10 protein-coding genes are annotated in these 17,378 nt (G+C 33.5%); all 10 read left to right on the forward strand.

Annotation, left to right across the window (positions count from 1 at the left end):
- Positions 1–46: 46 nt before the first annotated feature.
- The 10 genes from B0M43_RS20865 to B0M43_RS20910 all read left to right on the forward strand — a co-directional run bounded on the left by B0M43_RS20865 (position 47) and on the right by B0M43_RS20910 (position 17,375).
- The gene (locus tag B0M43_RS20865; protein WP_078005242.1) at positions 47–631 is read left to right on the forward strand and encodes an ACP phosphodiesterase; all 585 of its coding nucleotides are present in this window, start codon (positions 47–49) and stop codon (positions 629–631) included.
- Positions 632–673: 42 nt separating this feature from the next.
- The gene (ggt, locus tag B0M43_RS20870; RefSeq protein WP_078005243.1) at positions 674–2,356 is read left to right on the forward strand and encodes a gamma-glutamyltransferase; all 1,683 of its coding nucleotides are present in this window, start codon (positions 674–676) and stop codon (positions 2,354–2,356) included.
- Between the two features lie 74 nt (positions 2,357–2,430).
- Positions 2,431–4,215, forward strand: a complete 1,785-nt coding sequence (locus B0M43_RS20875) for a chloride channel protein (protein ID WP_065448397.1) — start codon at positions 2,431–2,433, stop codon at positions 4,213–4,215.
- A gap of 69 nt (positions 4,216–4,284) precedes the next feature.
- The gene (locus B0M43_RS20880; RefSeq protein WP_078005244.1) at positions 4,285–5,040 is read left to right on the forward strand and encodes a LytTR family DNA-binding domain-containing protein; all 756 of its coding nucleotides are present in this window, start codon (positions 4,285–4,287) and stop codon (positions 5,038–5,040) included.
- Positions 5,024–8,017: a histidine kinase gene (locus B0M43_RS20885; protein ID WP_078005245.1), complete on the forward strand. Its 2,994-nt coding sequence runs from the start codon at positions 5,024–5,026 to the stop codon at positions 8,015–8,017. The genes B0M43_RS20880 and B0M43_RS20885 overlap by 17 nt, the downstream gene beginning before the upstream one ends.
- A gap of 409 nt (positions 8,018–8,426) precedes the next feature.
- Positions 8,427–9,290, forward strand: coding sequence for a hypothetical protein (locus B0M43_RS20890; RefSeq protein WP_078005246.1), 864 nt, complete (start codon positions 8,427–8,429; stop codon positions 9,288–9,290).
- A gap of 387 nt (positions 9,291–9,677) precedes the next feature.
- Complete coding sequence (uvrA, locus tag B0M43_RS20895; protein WP_078005247.1) at positions 9,678–12,509, forward strand: excinuclease ABC subunit UvrA; 2,832 nt, start codon at positions 9,678–9,680, stop codon at positions 12,507–12,509.
- A 515-nt stretch (positions 12,510–13,024) separates the two neighbouring features.
- The gene (locus B0M43_RS20900; RefSeq protein WP_078006099.1) at positions 13,025–13,384 is read left to right on the forward strand and encodes a cupin domain-containing protein; all 360 of its coding nucleotides are present in this window, start codon (positions 13,025–13,027) and stop codon (positions 13,382–13,384) included.
- A 210-nt stretch (positions 13,385–13,594) separates the two neighbouring features.
- Positions 13,595–14,323, forward strand: coding sequence for a TIGR00730 family Rossman fold protein (locus tag B0M43_RS20905; RefSeq protein WP_065448388.1), 729 nt, complete (start codon positions 13,595–13,597; stop codon positions 14,321–14,323).
- A 301-nt stretch (positions 14,324–14,624) separates the two neighbouring features.
- On the forward strand, positions 14,625–17,375 hold the full coding sequence (locus B0M43_RS20910) for an aminopeptidase (protein ID WP_078006101.1): 2,751 nt from the start codon (positions 14,625–14,627) through the stop codon (positions 17,373–17,375).
- Positions 17,376–17,378: the final 3 nt, after the last annotated feature.

The raw sequence follows: 17,378 nt of genomic DNA on the forward strand, positions 1-17,378 counted from the left end.
CTTAGTTTCTTAGCCACTTAGAACCTTAGCCACTCAAAAAAAAACAATGAATTTCCTAGCCCACATCTATTTGTCCGGAGATAATGATTTAATCAAAATTGGTAATTTTATGGCCGATGGAATTCGAGGGAAACAATTTGAACATTTTCCTGATGAAGTTCAAAAAGGTATTATTTTACATCGTTCGATAGATACTTATACGGATGCCCATGATGTTTTTAGACAAAGCACCAAACGTCTGCATGAAAAATACCATCATTATGCAGGTGTGATTGTTGATATCATTTATGATCATTTCCTGGCCAAAAACTGGACAAAATATTCTGATGAAAAACTCGAAGATTTCATTAATCGATTTTACCAATCATTACATGAAAATTATGATATTCTGACCGAAAAAACACAAGGTTTAATGCCTTACATGATCGAAAGAAACTGGCTTTTGAGTTATCAAACCGTAGAAGGAATTCATAACATCCTGACTCAAATGGATAGAAGATCTAAGAACCTGTCAAAGATGCAGTTTGCAAGCGAGGAACTTGTAGCATTCTACTCTGAATTCGAACAGGAATTCACCCTCTTTTTTGAAGATATCCGAACACATGCAAAACAAAAATTACACTCTCTATAAAATCAATCAGATTTTATAAAAACAAAACACGATTCTCTTTTTATGAAAAAAATAGTTTTTTTATTAAACTTTATATCTATATATAGTTTTAGCCAGCAAACTCCAAAACCAACCGGATTAGTAGCTGCAAAAGCGATGGTCGTTTCGGCGCGCCAGGAAGCCTCAAAAGTCGGTGCCGAAATTATTCAAAAAGGCGGAAATGCATTTGATGCCATGGTCGCCACAGAACTGGCACTTGCGGTTGCATATCCGTACGCAGGAAATTTAGGTGGTGGCGGATTTATGGTTTACAGAAAAGCGAATGGCGAAGTGGGATCTTTAGATTATCGCGAAAAAGCGCCTTTGGCAGCAACAAAAGACATGTTTCTGGATAAAAAAGGAAATGTTATAAAAGGCAAAAGTACCGAAACTGCTCTTGCTATTGGTGTTCCGGGAACTATTGCCGGAGTTTTTGCGGTTCATAAAAAACTAGGTTCTCTGCCTATGTCTGAAATTCTAAAACCTGTTATTGCCTTGGCAGAAAAAGGTGTTGTCGTAACCCAAAAACAAGAAAAAAGACTGCAGGCTTATCATGATGCGATTGTAAAAATAAATGGTCCTACTACATTATTGGCCGGTAATTTTAAAGAAAATGACACCATCAAATATCCTGCTCTTGCCAATACTTTGAAACGCATTGCAAAAAATGGAAGAAACGAATTTTATAAAGGTGAAACGGCTAAAATCTTAGTGAATTATCTTCAGAAAAAAGGCGGAATTATAACCCTTAAAGATTTAGAAAAATACGAAGCAAAATGGAGAAAGCCATTACAATTTAATTACAAAGATTTAAAAATAACTTCGATGGCACCTCCTAGCAGCGGCGGAATCTGTCTGGCACAAATCATGAAGATGATTGCTCCTTATGATTTAGCCAAAATGGGACATAACTCTGAAGAATCGATTCAGGTAATTGTTGAAGCCGAAAGAAGAGCTTATGCCGATAGAAGCCAATTTTTAGGAGATCCTGATTTTGTAAAAATTCCGATTAACGGATTGTTATCTGACTCGTATTTAAAAGGCAGAATGTCAACTTTCGATACAAAAAAAGCCAGTTTATCATCCGAAATAAAAGAAGGAAAAGTAAATTTTAATGAAAGCACCGAAACCACTCATTATTCGATTGTTGATGCGCAAGGAAATGCCGTTGCAGCCACAACAACGCTTAACGATGGTTACGGATCTAAATATTATTGTGATGAATTGGGTTTCTTTTTGAATAATGAAATGGATGATTTTAGTGCCAAACCGGGTTCTCCAAATATGTTTGGTCTGGTAGGAAATGAAGCCAACAGCATCGCGCCACAAAAAAGAATGTTAAGCTCAATGACTCCAACAATTGTGGAGAAAAACGGTAAATTATTTATGGTTGTAGGTTCTCCTGGAGGATCAACGATTATTACAAGTGTATTACAAGCCATTTTAAATGTTTACGAATACAATTTAAGCATGCAGGATGCTGTAAATGCTCCGCGTTTTCACCACCAATGGTTACCGGACTTAATTACTTTTGAACCCAATGCTTTTGATAAAAACACTATCGACAAACTAAAAGCAAAAGGATATTTAATCAACGAAAAAACAACTCCGGTAATTGGTAAATTAGACTGTATATTAGTTTTACCAAACAACACTCTCGAAGGTGGCGCAGATTCCCGAGGAGACGATACAGCAGTTGGTTTTTAATTTAATTACAGATTTCTATTTAAAATTAAACATTATCATCTAAATTTGTAGTTTACCTAACTTTTACAAACAGAATGCTAAAAAAATATTTCAGAAGACTCGAAAGCATCATCGCTTTGGCACAATCATTAATGACTCCAAAGCAATTTATTTTTTTATCAAGTGTTTTAATTGGTGTTTCCTGCTCTTTGGCGGTAATTGTTCTTAAAACCTTTGCTCATAGTGTTTTCTCTTTTGCGACTTACATCAACGGTATTTTAAAACTAAGTTTCATTAACAGTATACTTCCAATTGTCGGAATCGTGCTGACTGTTTTTGTGGTAAAAAGAGTTCTTAACGGAAGCATCGAAAAAGGAACTTCTCAGATTTTATATGCTGTGGCAAAAAAAGCCAGTATTATTCCGAAAAAGCAGATGTATGCTCAAATCGTTACCTCTTCCCTTACGGTTGGTTTAGGAGGTTCTGCCGGTTTAGAGAGTCCTATTGTAATTACAGGAGCAGCGTTTGGATCAAATTTTGCCCAAAACTATAAATTACCTTATAAAGACAGAACCTTACTTATTGGATGTGGAGTTGCAGCGGGAATTTCTGCAGCTTTTAATGCTCCAATTGCTGGAGTTCTTTTTGCTATAGAAGTTTTATTAGTCGATGTAAGCATTTCTGCGTTTACGCCTATTATGATTTCTGCCGCTACCGGTGCTTTGGTTTCTGCTATCGTTTTGGATGAAACTATTTTATTATCGTTTAAAAAACAAGAAGCTTTTAACTATCATAATATTCCTTTTTATGTTCTGTTAGGAATTTTGACCGGTTTTATAGCCGTTTATTACGCTCGAAATTTTCAAAGAGTCGAACATTATTTTTCACATTTAAAAGTGGGTCCGTACAGAAAAGCCTTAATTGGTTCTTCATTATTGGCATTACTTATTTTTATATTTCCAACACTTTTTGGAGAGGGTTACGAAAGTATCAAAACCTTATCTGAAAGTGATCCGGGACATATATTAGACAATACTTTGTTTGCTGATTTTAGAAATAATCAATGGGTGTTGCTTCTTTTTGTAGGATGCACGATGATGGTAAAGGTATTCGCTTCAGGATTGACTCTAGGAAGTGGTGGTAACGGAGGGAATTTTGCTCCTTCCCTATTTTTAGGATCTTACTTAGGTTACTTTTTCTCGAAATTCATCAGCCTTATTGGTTTATCAAAATTACCAATCAGCAATTTTACCATGGTTGGAATGGCCGGTATCCTGAGCGGATTATTTCATGCACCGCTTACTGCCATTTTCTTAATCGCCGAAATTACCGGAGGTTACAGTTTGATGATTCCGCTTATGATTGTTTCTTCGATAAGTTTTGCTATTTCTAAACGTTTCGAAAAATATTCTCTTGATGTAAAAGGTCTGGCTAAAAAAGGTCACGCTTTTACCAGCAATAAAGACTCCAATATTCTTTCTACTTTAGATATTGACACTATTATTCAATGTGATTATTTAACGGTTCATCCTGATGAAAATTTAAGTAAACTGGTCGATCTTATTTCGCACTCGAATCAGGTTGTTTTTGCTGTTGTCGACAACGAAAAAGATTTAGTTGGTGTAGTTCATTTTAATGATATTCGGGAAATTATCTTCAATAACTATCGCGTTAAGTATACTTTGATTAAAGATGTAATGAAAACACCTCTGGCTACAATTTCATCAAATGACAGCATGGAAATCGTGATGAGTAAATTCGAGCTATCAAAATCGGCTTTTCTTCCTGTTTTACGAAACGGAAAATATTTTGGATTCATTTCTAAGTCTATTGCACTTGAGGCTTACAGAACTAAATTACGCTCTATGACAATCGAATAAAGCTGTTTTCAAAATTCTGAAATAACGTTATCTTTTCTTTCCAAAAACCAAATACCACCAAAGTTTATTATGAAAATTAAAGCCATTATTGTTGATGATGAGTCACATGCGCGCAGTTTCTTAAAAAAACTATGCAATCGATATTATGAAGATAAAATCGAAATAGTTGATGAATGCAATTCGGTTACTGCAGCTTTAATTTCAATAAAAAAAAATGCACCCAATCTTGTTTTTCTGGATATTCAGATGCCGGATGAAAACGGTTTTGAATTGCTTACTCATTTCGAGAGTATTCCATTTGAAGTTATCTTTACAACTGCTCATAAAGAATATGCTATCGAAGCGATTCGCAACAGTGCTTTAGATTATTTATTAAAACCAATTGATGTCTCAGATTTTAAAATTGCAATTGACAGACTCGATTTTGTTTTAGAAAAAAAGAACAGTTTAAATCGTTACCAACTACTTTCTCAAAACATAGCCAATCAATTTACAGGAAAACAGCAAATTGCTTTTCCCACAAAAACCGGCTTTGAGGTAGTGCAGGTTAGCAAAATCATTTTTTGCAAGTCAGACGGTTCGTATACTCTTATTCACACTACAGACAAACAACATTATACTTCAAAATCATTCAAAGAAACTTGTGAATTACTTCTTTCCTCTCCTAATTTCCTAAAAGTACAGCGAAGTTATTTGATAAACCGGGAATATGTTGTCAATTTTAAATCAGATGAGTTTCTTCTCGAAATGACTTCAGGTGATAAAATTCCTGTTTCGGATAAATCATTTAATAAAAAAGAGCTTATTGATGCCATTACCAAATAAGATCTTTGTACAACTCTTTTTCATTTTAATTACAACTTCTGCTTTAGGTCAATATTTCCCATCGCGAAACTTTACCACTTCAGATGGATTACCTAATAATGCAGTACGGTCATTATTTTTAGATTCTAAAAACATTTTATGGATAGGAACTGAAAATGGTATTTCAAGAATGGAAAACGGGACCTTTACGACTATTGATGAAAGCAATGGTTTAGGGCATAACAGTTGTTGGGATATTACAGAAGATACACAAGGTAATATGTGGTTTGCCAGTTATGGTGGCGGCGTAAGCAAATTCGACGGTAAAAAGTTTACTGTTTTTACTATGAAAGATGGGCTTTTAGCCAATAAAACAAGAAAAGTTTTCCCCTATAAAAATAAAATTTATGTTGGTACAGAACAAGGCGTTTCTATAATTGACATAAAAACAAACAAACTAATTACTCCTAAGGTTCCCGAGCATAAAGAAGATTTTATTTCCTTAGCCTTCGTGGAATATAATGGTGTAGTCTATTTTACTTCTACTTTTGCAGGTTTATTTAGAATTGACGAATCGTCTTCGACTCCCCGAATCCAACCCGTTATCTTACATAAAAACTCCTATTCATTAGGACTTTTTGGTTCTACACTTTATAGCGGAAACGAAAGCCATATTAATAAATTTGATTTTGATAAAATTTCACAAGGAGACACCTCTTCTAAAGATTTTGGAAAATCTTTTGTCTGGCAATTCGCAAAAGACAAGAGAAACACCATTTTTGCAGCAGCTTGGGGCGTTTATACTCCTGACGGAGGACTTTATACAATTGCAGAAGATAAGATGACAGATGTGTCTGCTGCATACGGAATTGATTCTAAAATTCTACTGAATGTTGTCTATGATAAATTTAATGACATACTTTATGTGGGTTCGAATGACAATGGAATCTACCAGGTAAGATTGGATGAAATCATTAATTATAATCCTTTCCGTTCAAAATACATTATAGATTTTGAAGATTTTAATAATCAAAAGATAATTCTGGAAACTTCCGGCCTAAAAGTCATTAATGCAAAACAAGAAATTACAAATTCTATTTCACTAGACGATTTTAAGAAAATTGAAATGACTTTCTTTAGAAAAGGAAAACAAATCCTAACTAAACAATCAGCAGAATCCAGGGATTTCGAATTAAATTTTGACATTCCAACAAATGAAATTGAGTTTTATGAAATGGTAAAAAACCAAAACTCTTTATGGATTAGCAGCAATATAGGTATTTTTGAAATTGATAAAAATTATAAAATAGTCAATTACCTTCCCAAACATAGTTTAAAAATTGGTTTTGGCTATGATGATAAATTAATAGAAACCATAACTTATGCAGGAGTTCGGGTGTACGAAAATTTAAAAACCTTAGAAAATACGCATTATTCAAAATTCAATAAAAACACGCCACAATACATTGTAAAAATTTTAACCAATAAAAACAAAACTTATCTTCTATCCGTTTTTAATGGTTTATACGTATATGAAAATGGTCAGTTCCGATCGTACTTGTCTGATGGAATCTGGAAAGAAAAAAAGTTCAAACACATTACAAAAAACAACAAAGGGCAACTTATTCTGGCAGCTGAATTTGGGGATGTTTTTATAATCGATGATTCAAAATCATTCAGAATTCTTAAAACGATTTCAAAAAAACAAATTATTGGGAATACTATTTTATTTCTTGAATCGTACAAAGACTACATTTTGATAGGTACAGAAAAAGGGATCAATATTTATAAAGATGGCATTATTCGACTTATTGACAAGGAACAAGGTCTCAAAGATTGCCGAATAACTACTTCTCAAATTTTCGAAAATACATTATGGCTGGGAACTCAAAAAGGTTTTTATACAATAGATTTAATCCGTTTACTTGCAGCGCAATTAACCGTTTCTGAAATTGGAATCAGTAAAATTGCAATAAATAATATTCCTTTACAACCTTCGGCTTACAGATGGTTCAGTTATAATTCAAAACAACTCATTTCAGACTACAAGCACAATTCTTTTTCAATTGATTTTGTTCCAAAGGGGCACCCTTTTCCTAATAAATTAAAATTTAGATACCGCCTAAACAGTAATAATCGCTGGAGTCCTTATAGCGAAAAAACCAATTTATTTTTACCTTATCTGCCCTACGGAAACTACAATGTAGCTATTGAAGTTTTTGATATGAACGCAGGGAAATCAAAAGTTTTTACGATTTTACAACTTCATATTCAGCCTCCGTTTTGGTTAAGCTGGTGGTTTATTGTATTAATTGTTGCTTGTTTTTCCGGAGTAATCGTATTTATTTTTCTTAGAATAAAAAGAAAATCCAACGAAAAAACGATTATTCAGCGTCGTATTGCCGAAACCAAACTCGAAGCCTTGCTGAGCCAAATGAATCCGCATTTTACTTTTAATGCTATCAACGCTATTCAGGATTTCATTATAAGTAACGACATCGAAAACTCACTGCTTTATATTAGCGAATTTTCGAAGTTAATTCGTAAAACACTCGAAAACTCATCAAAACAAAAGATTACTATTGATGAAGAAATAGAATATCTTCAGGCTTACATTAACATTGAGAACATGCGTTTTGATAATCGATTAGATTTCGAAATTCAAATTTCACCAGAAGTAGATACTTGTTTTACCAAAATTCCAACAATGCTTTTACAGCCTTTTGTAGAGAATGTTTTTGTTCATGCTTTTAATGAATCAAGTGTTGCTCCCCAATTGATCATTTCGTTTAAAATGATTTCAGAAACTATTTTAGAATGTAAAATCACCGATAACGGATTAGGAATTAAGGCCTCAAAAAAAAATAAACTACATCAGTCAAAAGGAATTCAGCTTACAAAAGAGCGACTTTCACTTTTGCAGGAATTAAAAGATCCTATCGAAATTACTTTTACCGAAAATAATGGTACAATAGTTACTATTTTACTTTTGGTTTAATTTCTTCTACTTATAATTCAAAAAGCACTTGTCAAGTTTTGACAAGTGCTTTTTTCGTTTATAAACTAAAAAGATGCTTTCAAATTAAATAAGGATGCTTTTATAAAGTAAATTAATTAGAAAAGGAGTGATAATTTATTTTTGAAAGGAATTAATAAATTAAAAAATATGGCAACTTATAAATGTCGACGATGCGGAATTATTAGAAACGACTTTCAAAGATTACTATTAGCATTAACACCGCAAAGATGTAAACCCGGACTATTTAGCTCTAGCGGATCTGTTTCATCTCATGCTTGGTACAAAATTTCTAATGATAACATTTATTAATTGAAATGATCTGTTGATCTAACTACTATTTAATTAATGAGTAAAAAATTAAAAAATATCTTTATAAAGAAAGTAAATTATGATTAAAAAAATACTATTAGGGTTTATTTTAATACTAGCATTATCAGTACAAAGTCAGACAAAGAAAAAGGCACAGCCCTCTTATGAAAATACAGTAAAAAATTACGTGAAATGGTTTGAATCCCTTCCAGATTATAAAAAACGTGAAGAATCAATCATATTGGTTAATAAATTAAATAGAATGTCGCCACATGATAAAGGATTGTGGTTAGCAACGATGTCTAAATATAGTAAAGTTGAGGAAGTCAATAAAAATGTCATTGACAGTTTATCTAATGAAGGTGTAAAGAAGAAACTACTTGCAGAATTAAAAAATACTACATATGTAAATGGTGAGCAGAAAATAGATACAATTATAATATTACGCAGTACAACTGGTAAGGAAAGAACATTTGCCGAAAATACCAAAGTACGAGAAGAAATTGCACGACTAAAAGAAATAATTATCAAAGCTGATAAAAAAATGGATAGTATCGGTGGGTCTGTGGACTATCATTATAGAAACGGTAATAAAGAATATATGGATGCCTATCATGACTCTGAAAGTGCTAAATTCAATCTTCCTCACTTGAGAGATAAGATAATAACTTATCGGGGTGCTGGTGATAATAATTGGAATTCTTACTTAAAAGATCTTTATGAATTAGAAATCCATCTGTCAGTTCCTCATATATTGACGGATGATGAATTAGATAATGGGATAACCAGTACCAACAAATATGATAAGTTGAAGAAAATATATGTTGCTGAATTTGTCAGAGGTATTAATTATTATAAAGATAAAATACGTGATGATAAAAAAAGTACATTTAATATTAACGAAGTTGCAGAGAGAGATCAAATTGATGATTACAACGATTAATTGAAATAACGATTTACTTACTATAATAAAAGAAAACATAGAAATAACTAAACTAAAAAACGTCACTTTTGATTAATTGATAGAAAATAGAAAATGAAAAAAATATTAAAGAAAATAAAGCTGAAGTGTAAGGGATGGTTGTGTAATTGGGAATGTGGAGGATGTAACAATTGTGGCTGTTTTTGTACTTGCGATGATTAGGCATTAAAGAAAAAAAAGAGCAAGAACGAAGATATTACGTAAAGAATTGAATTAGAAAAAATGCTAATTTTAAAAAAAACCACAAAAAAAACTAACGTTATTTTGTTACTAATTGTAACATAAAGTTTTGCTATCGAGCACAAAAAGAACAAATCAAAGTGGTAACTTTGCGTTTTGCTCAAAATTATGTTAGAAAAAGACAATACTATTGAAGTTCTTGGTGCAAGAGTTCATAATCTAAAAAATATAGACATTTCTATTCCGCGTGAAAAACTGGTGGTTATTACCGGTTTATCAGGTTCGGGAAAATCGTCTTTGGCGTTTGATACCATTTATGCCGAGGGACAACGTCGTTATGTGGAGACTTTTTCCGCTTATGCCAGGCAGTTTCTTGGCGGTCTAGAACGTCCGGATGTTGATAAAATCGATGGTCTTTCGCCGGTAATTGCGATCGAACAAAAAACAACCAGTAAAAGTCCGCGTTCTACGGTGGGGACAATTACAGAAATATACGATTTCCTGAGACTTCTTTACGCTCGTGGTGCCGACGCTTATAGTTACAACACCGGCGAAAAAATGGTTTCGTATTCTGATGAACAAATTAAAGACTTAATTATTCAGGATTTTAAAGGAAAACGCATCAATATTCTCGCTCCGATTATTAGAGCCAGAAAAGGTCATTATGCCGAGTTATTCCAGCAAATTACAAAACAAGGTTTCCTTAAAGTTCGTGTAAACGGCGAAGTTCAGGATTTGGTTTCAGGAATGAAACTGGACCGTTATAAAACGCACGATATCGAAATTGTAGTCGACAGAATGTTGATCGAAGATACCGAAGACAATCAGAAACGTTTGTCTGAAAGTATCAATACAGCTATGCATCATGGCGAAAATGTTTTGATGATCTTAGATCAGGATACGAATGAAGTTCGTTATTTCAGTAGAAATTTAATGTGTCCTACAACGGGAATTTCGTATCAAAATCCTGAGCCTAATTTATTCTCGTTCAACTCTCCAAAAGGAGCCTGCCCGCATTGTAACGGATTAGGAACAGTTCACGAAATCAACGTAAAAAAGATTATTCCGAATCCGAAATTATCGATTAAAGCAGGAGGTTTTGCTCCGCTTGGTGAATATAAATCGTCATGGATTTTTAAGCAATTGGAAGTTATTGGAGAGAAATTCAGTTTCAAGATAACAGACCCGATTGAGAAAATTCCGGAAGAAGCCATGACCATGATTTTGCATGGTGGAAAAGATAAATTCGTTGTCAATTCTAAAGATTTAGGAGTTACCCGCGATTATAAAATAGATTTTGAAGGAATCTCGCATTTCATCAAAAATCAGTTTGACGAAACTTCTTCGACCACTATAAAACGTTGGGCAAAAGATTTTATGGATGAAGTAAATTGTCCCGTTTGTGATGGTTCGCGTTTGAAAAAAGAGGCTTTATTTTTTAAAATAAATGGAAAAAATATCGTTGAATTATGCGATATGGATATTTCTGATCTGACTGTTTGGTTTCAGGATTTAAACAAACATTTGTCTGATAAACAACTTTTGATCGCGTCAGAAGTAGTAAAAGAAATCAAAGACCGTTTGAATTTCCTTATGAATGTTGGTTTGAATTATTTGGCTTTAAGCCGAAGTTCAAAATCACTTTCGGGAGGTGAAGCACAACGTATTCGTCTTGCAACTCAAATTGGTTCGCAATTGGTTGGTGTTTTATATATTCTGGACGAGCCAAGTATTGGTTTGCACCAAAGAGACAATGAAAAACTAATTCATTCCTTAGAGCAATTACGAGATATAGGAAACTCAGTTATTGTCGTTGAACACGACAAAGACATGATCGAACGTGCTGATTATGTTATTGATATTGGACCAAAAGCAGGTAAATACGGAGGAGAAATCATTAGCATTGGAACTCCTGCTGAAACTTTAAAATCAGATACAATTACTGCTCAATATTTGAATGGTAAAATGAAATTAGAGATTCCGAAAGAGCGTCGCAAAGGAAATGGAAAGTTTTTAAAACTAACCGGAGCAACCGGAAACAACCTTAAAAACGTTTCTATCGAATTGCCTTTAGGACAATTGATTTGCGTTACAGGAGTTTCAGGAAGTGGAAAATCTACTTTGATCAACGAGACGCTCTACCCTATTTTGAACGCGTATTATTTTAATGGCGTAAAAAAACCGCAACCTTATAAAAAGATTGAAGGTCTTGAACATATTGATAAAGTTATTGATATCGATCAAAGTCCGATTGGGAGAACGCCACGTTCGAACCCGGCAACTTATACAGAGGTTTTTACCGAAATCAGAAACTTGTTTACCATGACTTCCGAAAGCATGATTCGTGGTTACAAAGCGGGACGTTTTAGTTTTAATGTAAAAGGCGGACGTTGCGAAACCTGCGAAGGTTCCGGTGTAAGAACTATAGAAATGAACTTTTTACCGGATGTTTACGTAGAATGTGAAACCTGTCAGGGAAAACGTTTCAATAGAGAAACTTTAGAGATTCGATACAAAGGAAAATCAATTTCGGATGTATTGAATATGACGGTTGATGAAGCCGTTCCGTTTTTTGAAAACATCCCGAAGATTTATAGAAAAGTAAAAACCATTCAGGATGTTGGTTTAGGATATATCACGCTTGGCCAGCAAAGTACAACACTTTCTGGTGGTGAAGCGCAGCGTATCAAATTAGCCGGAGAATTGTCTAAAAAAGATACTGGAAATACGTTTTATATCTTAGACGAACCTACAACTGGTTTGCATTTTGAAGACATTCGCGTTCTAATGGATGTAATCAATAAACTGGTGGATAAAGGAAATACAATTCTGGTTATCGAACATAATATGGACGTTATCAAACTTGCTGATTATATTATTGATATTGGTCCTGAAGGCGGAAAAGGCGGTGGACAATTGATCGCTAAAGGAACTCCGGAAGAAGTAGCGAAAAATAAAAAAAGCTATACTGCGAAGTTTTTGAAAAAGGAATTGGAGTAAAACCTTTGTACGGATGGATTAAAATCCATCCATACAAAATTGGTCGATGCTACCAATCTTTTTTGTATGTCTTCATCTTTCGACGGATTAAAATCCCTCGCTACAAAGTGAATCGAGCCTAAGACTCTTTTCATACTTATTATAAAAGTTCCGAAGGAACGAAATGTTGGTAGCAACGGATTTTAATCCGTTGAAAATATTACGCGTCCACACAACCAAGTTCCGTAGGAACGAAATATTGGTAACATCTCGACACAAAGATTGGGGATTTTGATTGAGGAGTTTCTTGCGGAGATCCCTCGTTCCTCGGGGATGACAAAAATGGAGATAGATCCATTTTTATAAAAATTCATTAATCATTTGATAATGAATCACAAACCAAAAAAAAAGATTTAACATACGTTACATTTAAATTAATAAATGTGCATTTCTGTCGCAATTCTCAAAAAAAGACTTAATTTAGCTAGCCGTTTTTGAAAAAAAAATTGATTTTGGCAAAGACTAATATAAAATCTATGAATCTAAAAGAAAAGTTCGGTAACGTTGACAAATATTTTTCGCCCAAAATAATTGACGAAGTAAACAATCAATATATTAAAGTGGCTAAAATAAAAGGCCATGAAGTTCCCTGGCACAATCACGAGAATGAAGACGAATTATTTTACATTGTTGACGGTGAACTTTTAATGGAAATTGAAAACGAACCATCATTCACTATGAAAAAAGGTGATTTATTCGTTGTAAAAAAAGGCGTAAATCACAGGGTTTCTTCAGTTGAGGAATGTTCGATAATGCTGATTGAATCGAAAACTACAGAACATACCGGAAAAGTTAAAAGCAATATTACTAAGTCAATTGAAGAACAAACGTATTAAATGAAAGAATTTTTCTTTTTATAAAACAATGTTTCAATTGAAAACTGGTGACCTAGCCCTGATGGGAGCGGCATCCTTTTATGGTGGGGTTCACCATAAAAGATACAGTGGACAGCAGGAAATAGCTCCTTCTCCTTCGACTACGCTCAGGATAAAAATTTAAAAACGACACAGCTAAAAATAAAAATATAAATAATTAAAATACCTAAAATGAGATTAGAAGATTTTGATAATGATGAGGACAAAGTAATTCAGGACCGTTTGAAACAAAAAACGTGGAATGAAATTAGAACAAACGATAGCTGGGCGATTTTTAAAATCATGGCCGAGTTTGTAAACGGTTACGAAAGCATGGGACGTATTGGTCCTTGTGTATCTATTTTTGGTTCGGCGAGAACGAAACCAGATGATAAATACTATTTATTGGCAGAAAAAATTGCTTACAAAATCAGTAAAGCTGGTTACGGTGTGATCACAGGAGGTGGCCCCGGAATCATGGAAGCTGGTAATAAAGGTGCGCATTTAGGAGGCGGAATTTCGGTGGGATTAAATATCGAATTGCCTTTTGAACAACACTTTAACCCTTATATCGATCACGATAAAAACCTGAATTTCGATTATTTCTTTGTGAGAAAAGTAATGTTCGTAAAATATTCTCAAGGTTTTGTGGTAATGCCAGGAGGTTTTGGAACTCTTGATGAAATGTTTGAAGCGATTACCTTAATTCAAACCAAAAAAATTGGTAAATTCCCAATTATATTAGTTGGCGTTGAATTCTGGTCAGGATTGATCGAATGGGTAAAAACGGTTTTAGTAGAAAAAATGCATACCGTTAGTCCCGAAGATTTGAACTTATTTAAGATCGTTGACACTGAAGATGAAGTAGTTGATGTATTGGATAAATTCTACAAGAAATATGATTTAAGTCCTAATTTCTAATATTTTTTTCACCATATAAGTGATATAAGTTCATTTAAAAATGCCGCATAAAGTATTAAACTTAAATTTTCTTATATCACTTAAGGGTTAAATAATCATAAAATCTTACAAAAAATTAAAGCTGTTTTTTTTAACAGCTTTTTTTATGTTATTTTTACAAAAAACCAAAACAACCGAACACTCGTAACTTAAGTTATATATTAATTATCCTAGGCCATCATTGAAACTATTATATAAAGTTATATTCTTCGTTTTTGTCTTAATGAGCTCATTAAAACAATATGCACAACATCAGTCTAAAATGGAGGTGGCGGTTAATCTCGAGCTTAAAACACTGAACGTAAAACAGGATATTACTTATTACAACACGTCTAACGATTCTTTGATTTCGATTGTTTTAAACGATTGGAACAATGCATTCTCTGGAAAGAATACGCCATTAGCCAAAAGATTTTCGGATGAATTTTATCGCGGTTTTCATCTGGCAAAAGCTGCAGAAAGAGGAAATACTACGATTTTGAATTTGACCGATTCAGATAATAGGGCACTTGAATGGGAAAGAACGGAAAAGAATCCTGATTTTGTGGTTGTAAAACTGAATCGAAAATTATATCCTGGTGAGAAAATCGATTTGCATCTGGTTTATATTTCAAAAATTCCGAGTGATAAATTCACCCGTTATGGCTTTGATCAAAATGGCGGAATGAACTTAAAAAACTGGTTCCTGAGCCCGGCGCGATTTGAAAATCATCGTTTTACGAAATCTAACAATTATAATCTGGACGACATTGCAAATGCAGGCGTTGATTATGAAATTGCTATAAAAATCCCAAACCAATACGCGATTACTACCGATTTGAATTCGGTATCAGAAGACGCTACGAATTCGCTCTTTAAAACCTACTCCTATTCCGGAAATAACAGAACTGATTTTAATTTGTTTATCGAAAAACAAAATAGTTTTGCAAGTTATGACAATGGTTCTCTGGAAGTGCTCAGTGATCTTAAAAACAAAAAACTTAGCGAAATTCAGAAAGCCATTATCATTAATAGAGTAGTGAATTTTGCCAGTGCTTTTATAGGGAAATATCCGCATCAAAAAATCACCGTTTCGCAGGTAGATTATGACCGAAATCCGTTTTATGGACTGAATCAGTTACCGTCATTTATTAGTCCGTTTTCTGATGATTTTATATTTGAAATTACGTTCTTAAAAACCTATCTTAATAATTATTTAAAGAATAGTTTGCGCTTAGATCCCCGAAAAGACAATTGGGTGTATGACGGGATTCAGATTTATGCCATGATGAAATATATGGAGGAAAATCATTTGGATCAAAAGATGCTTGGAAGACTTTCTAAAATGAAACTCTTTAAAAGTTACAACATTACCAATCTTACTTTCAATGAGCAATACAGCTATTATTATATGCTGATGGCTCGCAAAAACCTTGACCAGCCACTTGGAGATCCAAAGAATACTTTAATAAAATTCAACGAACAAATTGCCAGTAAATATCGTGCGGGATTAAGCCTGAGTTATTTAGATGATTATCTGGATCACGATATTGTTCCCGAAAGCGTACAGGAATTTTATAACCTGAATAAAACAGAGCAAACGAATCGCTATAATTTCGAAAAAATATTAACCAAAAACAGCCGTAAAAATATCGATTGGTTTTTTAATACAATTATTGATTCGAGAGATATTATCGATTACAAATTTTCTAATGTTTACAGAACAAAAGACAGCGTTCAGTTTCAGATCAAAAATAAAACCAACAATTTTGTTCCTATTCCGGTTTACGGACTTAAGAAAAATGAAGTCGTTTTTAAAAAATGGATTGAACCTAAAAACACCGATTCTATTTATGAAGTAGACCGCAAAAATGCGGATAAAATTGTCTTAAACTACGATAATGAAGTTCCGGAATACAACCAAAGAAACAACTGGAAATCATTAAAAAGTGTGGTGATAACAAATCGTCCCATCAAGTTTAATTTTGCCAAAGATCTTGAAGATCCGTATTACAACCAGATTTTGTACATCCCAACAGTTACTTACAATCTGTATGATGGTTTTACGCCCGGAATACGTTTTCATAACAAAACTATTCTCGATAAACCTTTTACTTTTGATATTAATCCCGCTTACTCTATTAAAGCAGGAACAATTTCAGGTTCGTCAGCATTTGTATACAATCAATATTACAGAAACAGTACACTCTATAATGTTAGATATTCTGTGAGTCAAAATTATTTTCATTATGCGCCTGATGCAACCTATTTAAGATTGAATCCGATGGTTCAGTTTAGAATTCGGGAAGAGAATTTTAGAGACAACAGAAAACAACTTTTTACGTTTCGACAAGTCATTGTAAAACGTGAAGCAAGTCAGTACATAACAGATAATTCTGAACCCAATTATTCTGTTTTTAATGCCCGGTATTCAAATACCAAAACCGAATTAATCGATCACTTTAATTTTATGACCGATGTTCAGTTTGGTGGAAACTTTGGAAAAATTGCCGGAGAAGTTGAATATCGAAGATTATTCGAAAACAATCACAAACTGAATTTGAGATTGTACGCCGGAAGTTTTTTATACAACACAACAAATTCAGATTATTTTAGTTTTGGTTTAGACCGCCCAACAGATTATATGTTCGATTATAATTTTTACGGACGATCAGAAAGCACCGGATTTTTTAGTCAGCAATATGTTATGGCCGAAGGTGGTTTTAAGTCAAAACTAGCGCCAGCCTACGCCAATCAATGGATGACGGCACTAAACGCCAGTTACTCGATCTGGAACTGGATTGAGGTTTACGGCGATATCGGTTTTATGAAAAGCAAACATCAAAGTGAGAATTTTGTTTATGATAGCGGAATTCGTTTAAATCTTGTTCCTGATTATTTTGAACTTTACTTTCCTGTTTATTCAAATAACGGATGGGAAATTTCTCAAAACAAATACAATGAAAAAATACGATTCGTTATCACACTTTCACCAAAAACATTAGTTAATCTTTTTACTAGAAAATGGTTTTAATTG

It is taken from the genome of Flavobacterium sp. KBS0721, from assembly GCF_002007065.3.
Lineage (GTDB): Bacteria > Bacteroidota > Bacteroidia > Flavobacteriales > Flavobacteriaceae > Flavobacterium > Flavobacterium piscis.

Excerpts from the sequence above, each read along its gene's own strand:
- B0M43_RS20885 (WP_078005245.1), top strand. The coding sequence starts at position 5,024 with ATGCCATTACCAAATAAGATCTTTGTACAACTCTTTTTCATTTTAATT.
- B0M43_RS20880 (WP_078005244.1), top strand. The coding sequence starts at position 4,285 with ATGAAAATTAAAGCCATTATTGTTGATGATGAGTCACATGCGCGCAGT.
- B0M43_RS20865 (WP_078005242.1), top strand. The coding sequence starts at position 47 with ATGAATTTCCTAGCCCACATCTATTTGTCCGGAGATAATGATTTAATC.
- B0M43_RS20910 (WP_078006101.1), top strand. The coding sequence starts at position 14,625 with ATGGAGGTGGCGGTTAATCTCGAGCTTAAAACACTGAACGTAAAACAG.
- uvrA (WP_078005247.1), top strand. The coding sequence starts at position 9,678 with ATGTTAGAAAAAGACAATACTATTGAAGTTCTTGGTGCAAGAGTTCAT.
- B0M43_RS20905 (WP_065448388.1), top strand. The coding sequence starts at position 13,595 with ATGAGATTAGAAGATTTTGATAATGATGAGGACAAAGTAATTCAGGAC.
- B0M43_RS20890 (WP_078005246.1), top strand. The coding sequence starts at position 8,427 with ATGATTAAAAAAATACTATTAGGGTTTATTTTAATACTAGCATTATCA.
- B0M43_RS20875 (WP_065448397.1), top strand. The coding sequence starts at position 2,431 with ATGCTAAAAAAATATTTCAGAAGACTCGAAAGCATCATCGCTTTGGCA.
- B0M43_RS20900 (WP_078006099.1), top strand. The coding sequence starts at position 13,025 with ATGAATCTAAAAGAAAAGTTCGGTAACGTTGACAAATATTTTTCGCCC.
- ggt (WP_078005243.1), top strand. The coding sequence starts at position 674 with ATGAAAAAAATAGTTTTTTTATTAAACTTTATATCTATATATAGTTTT.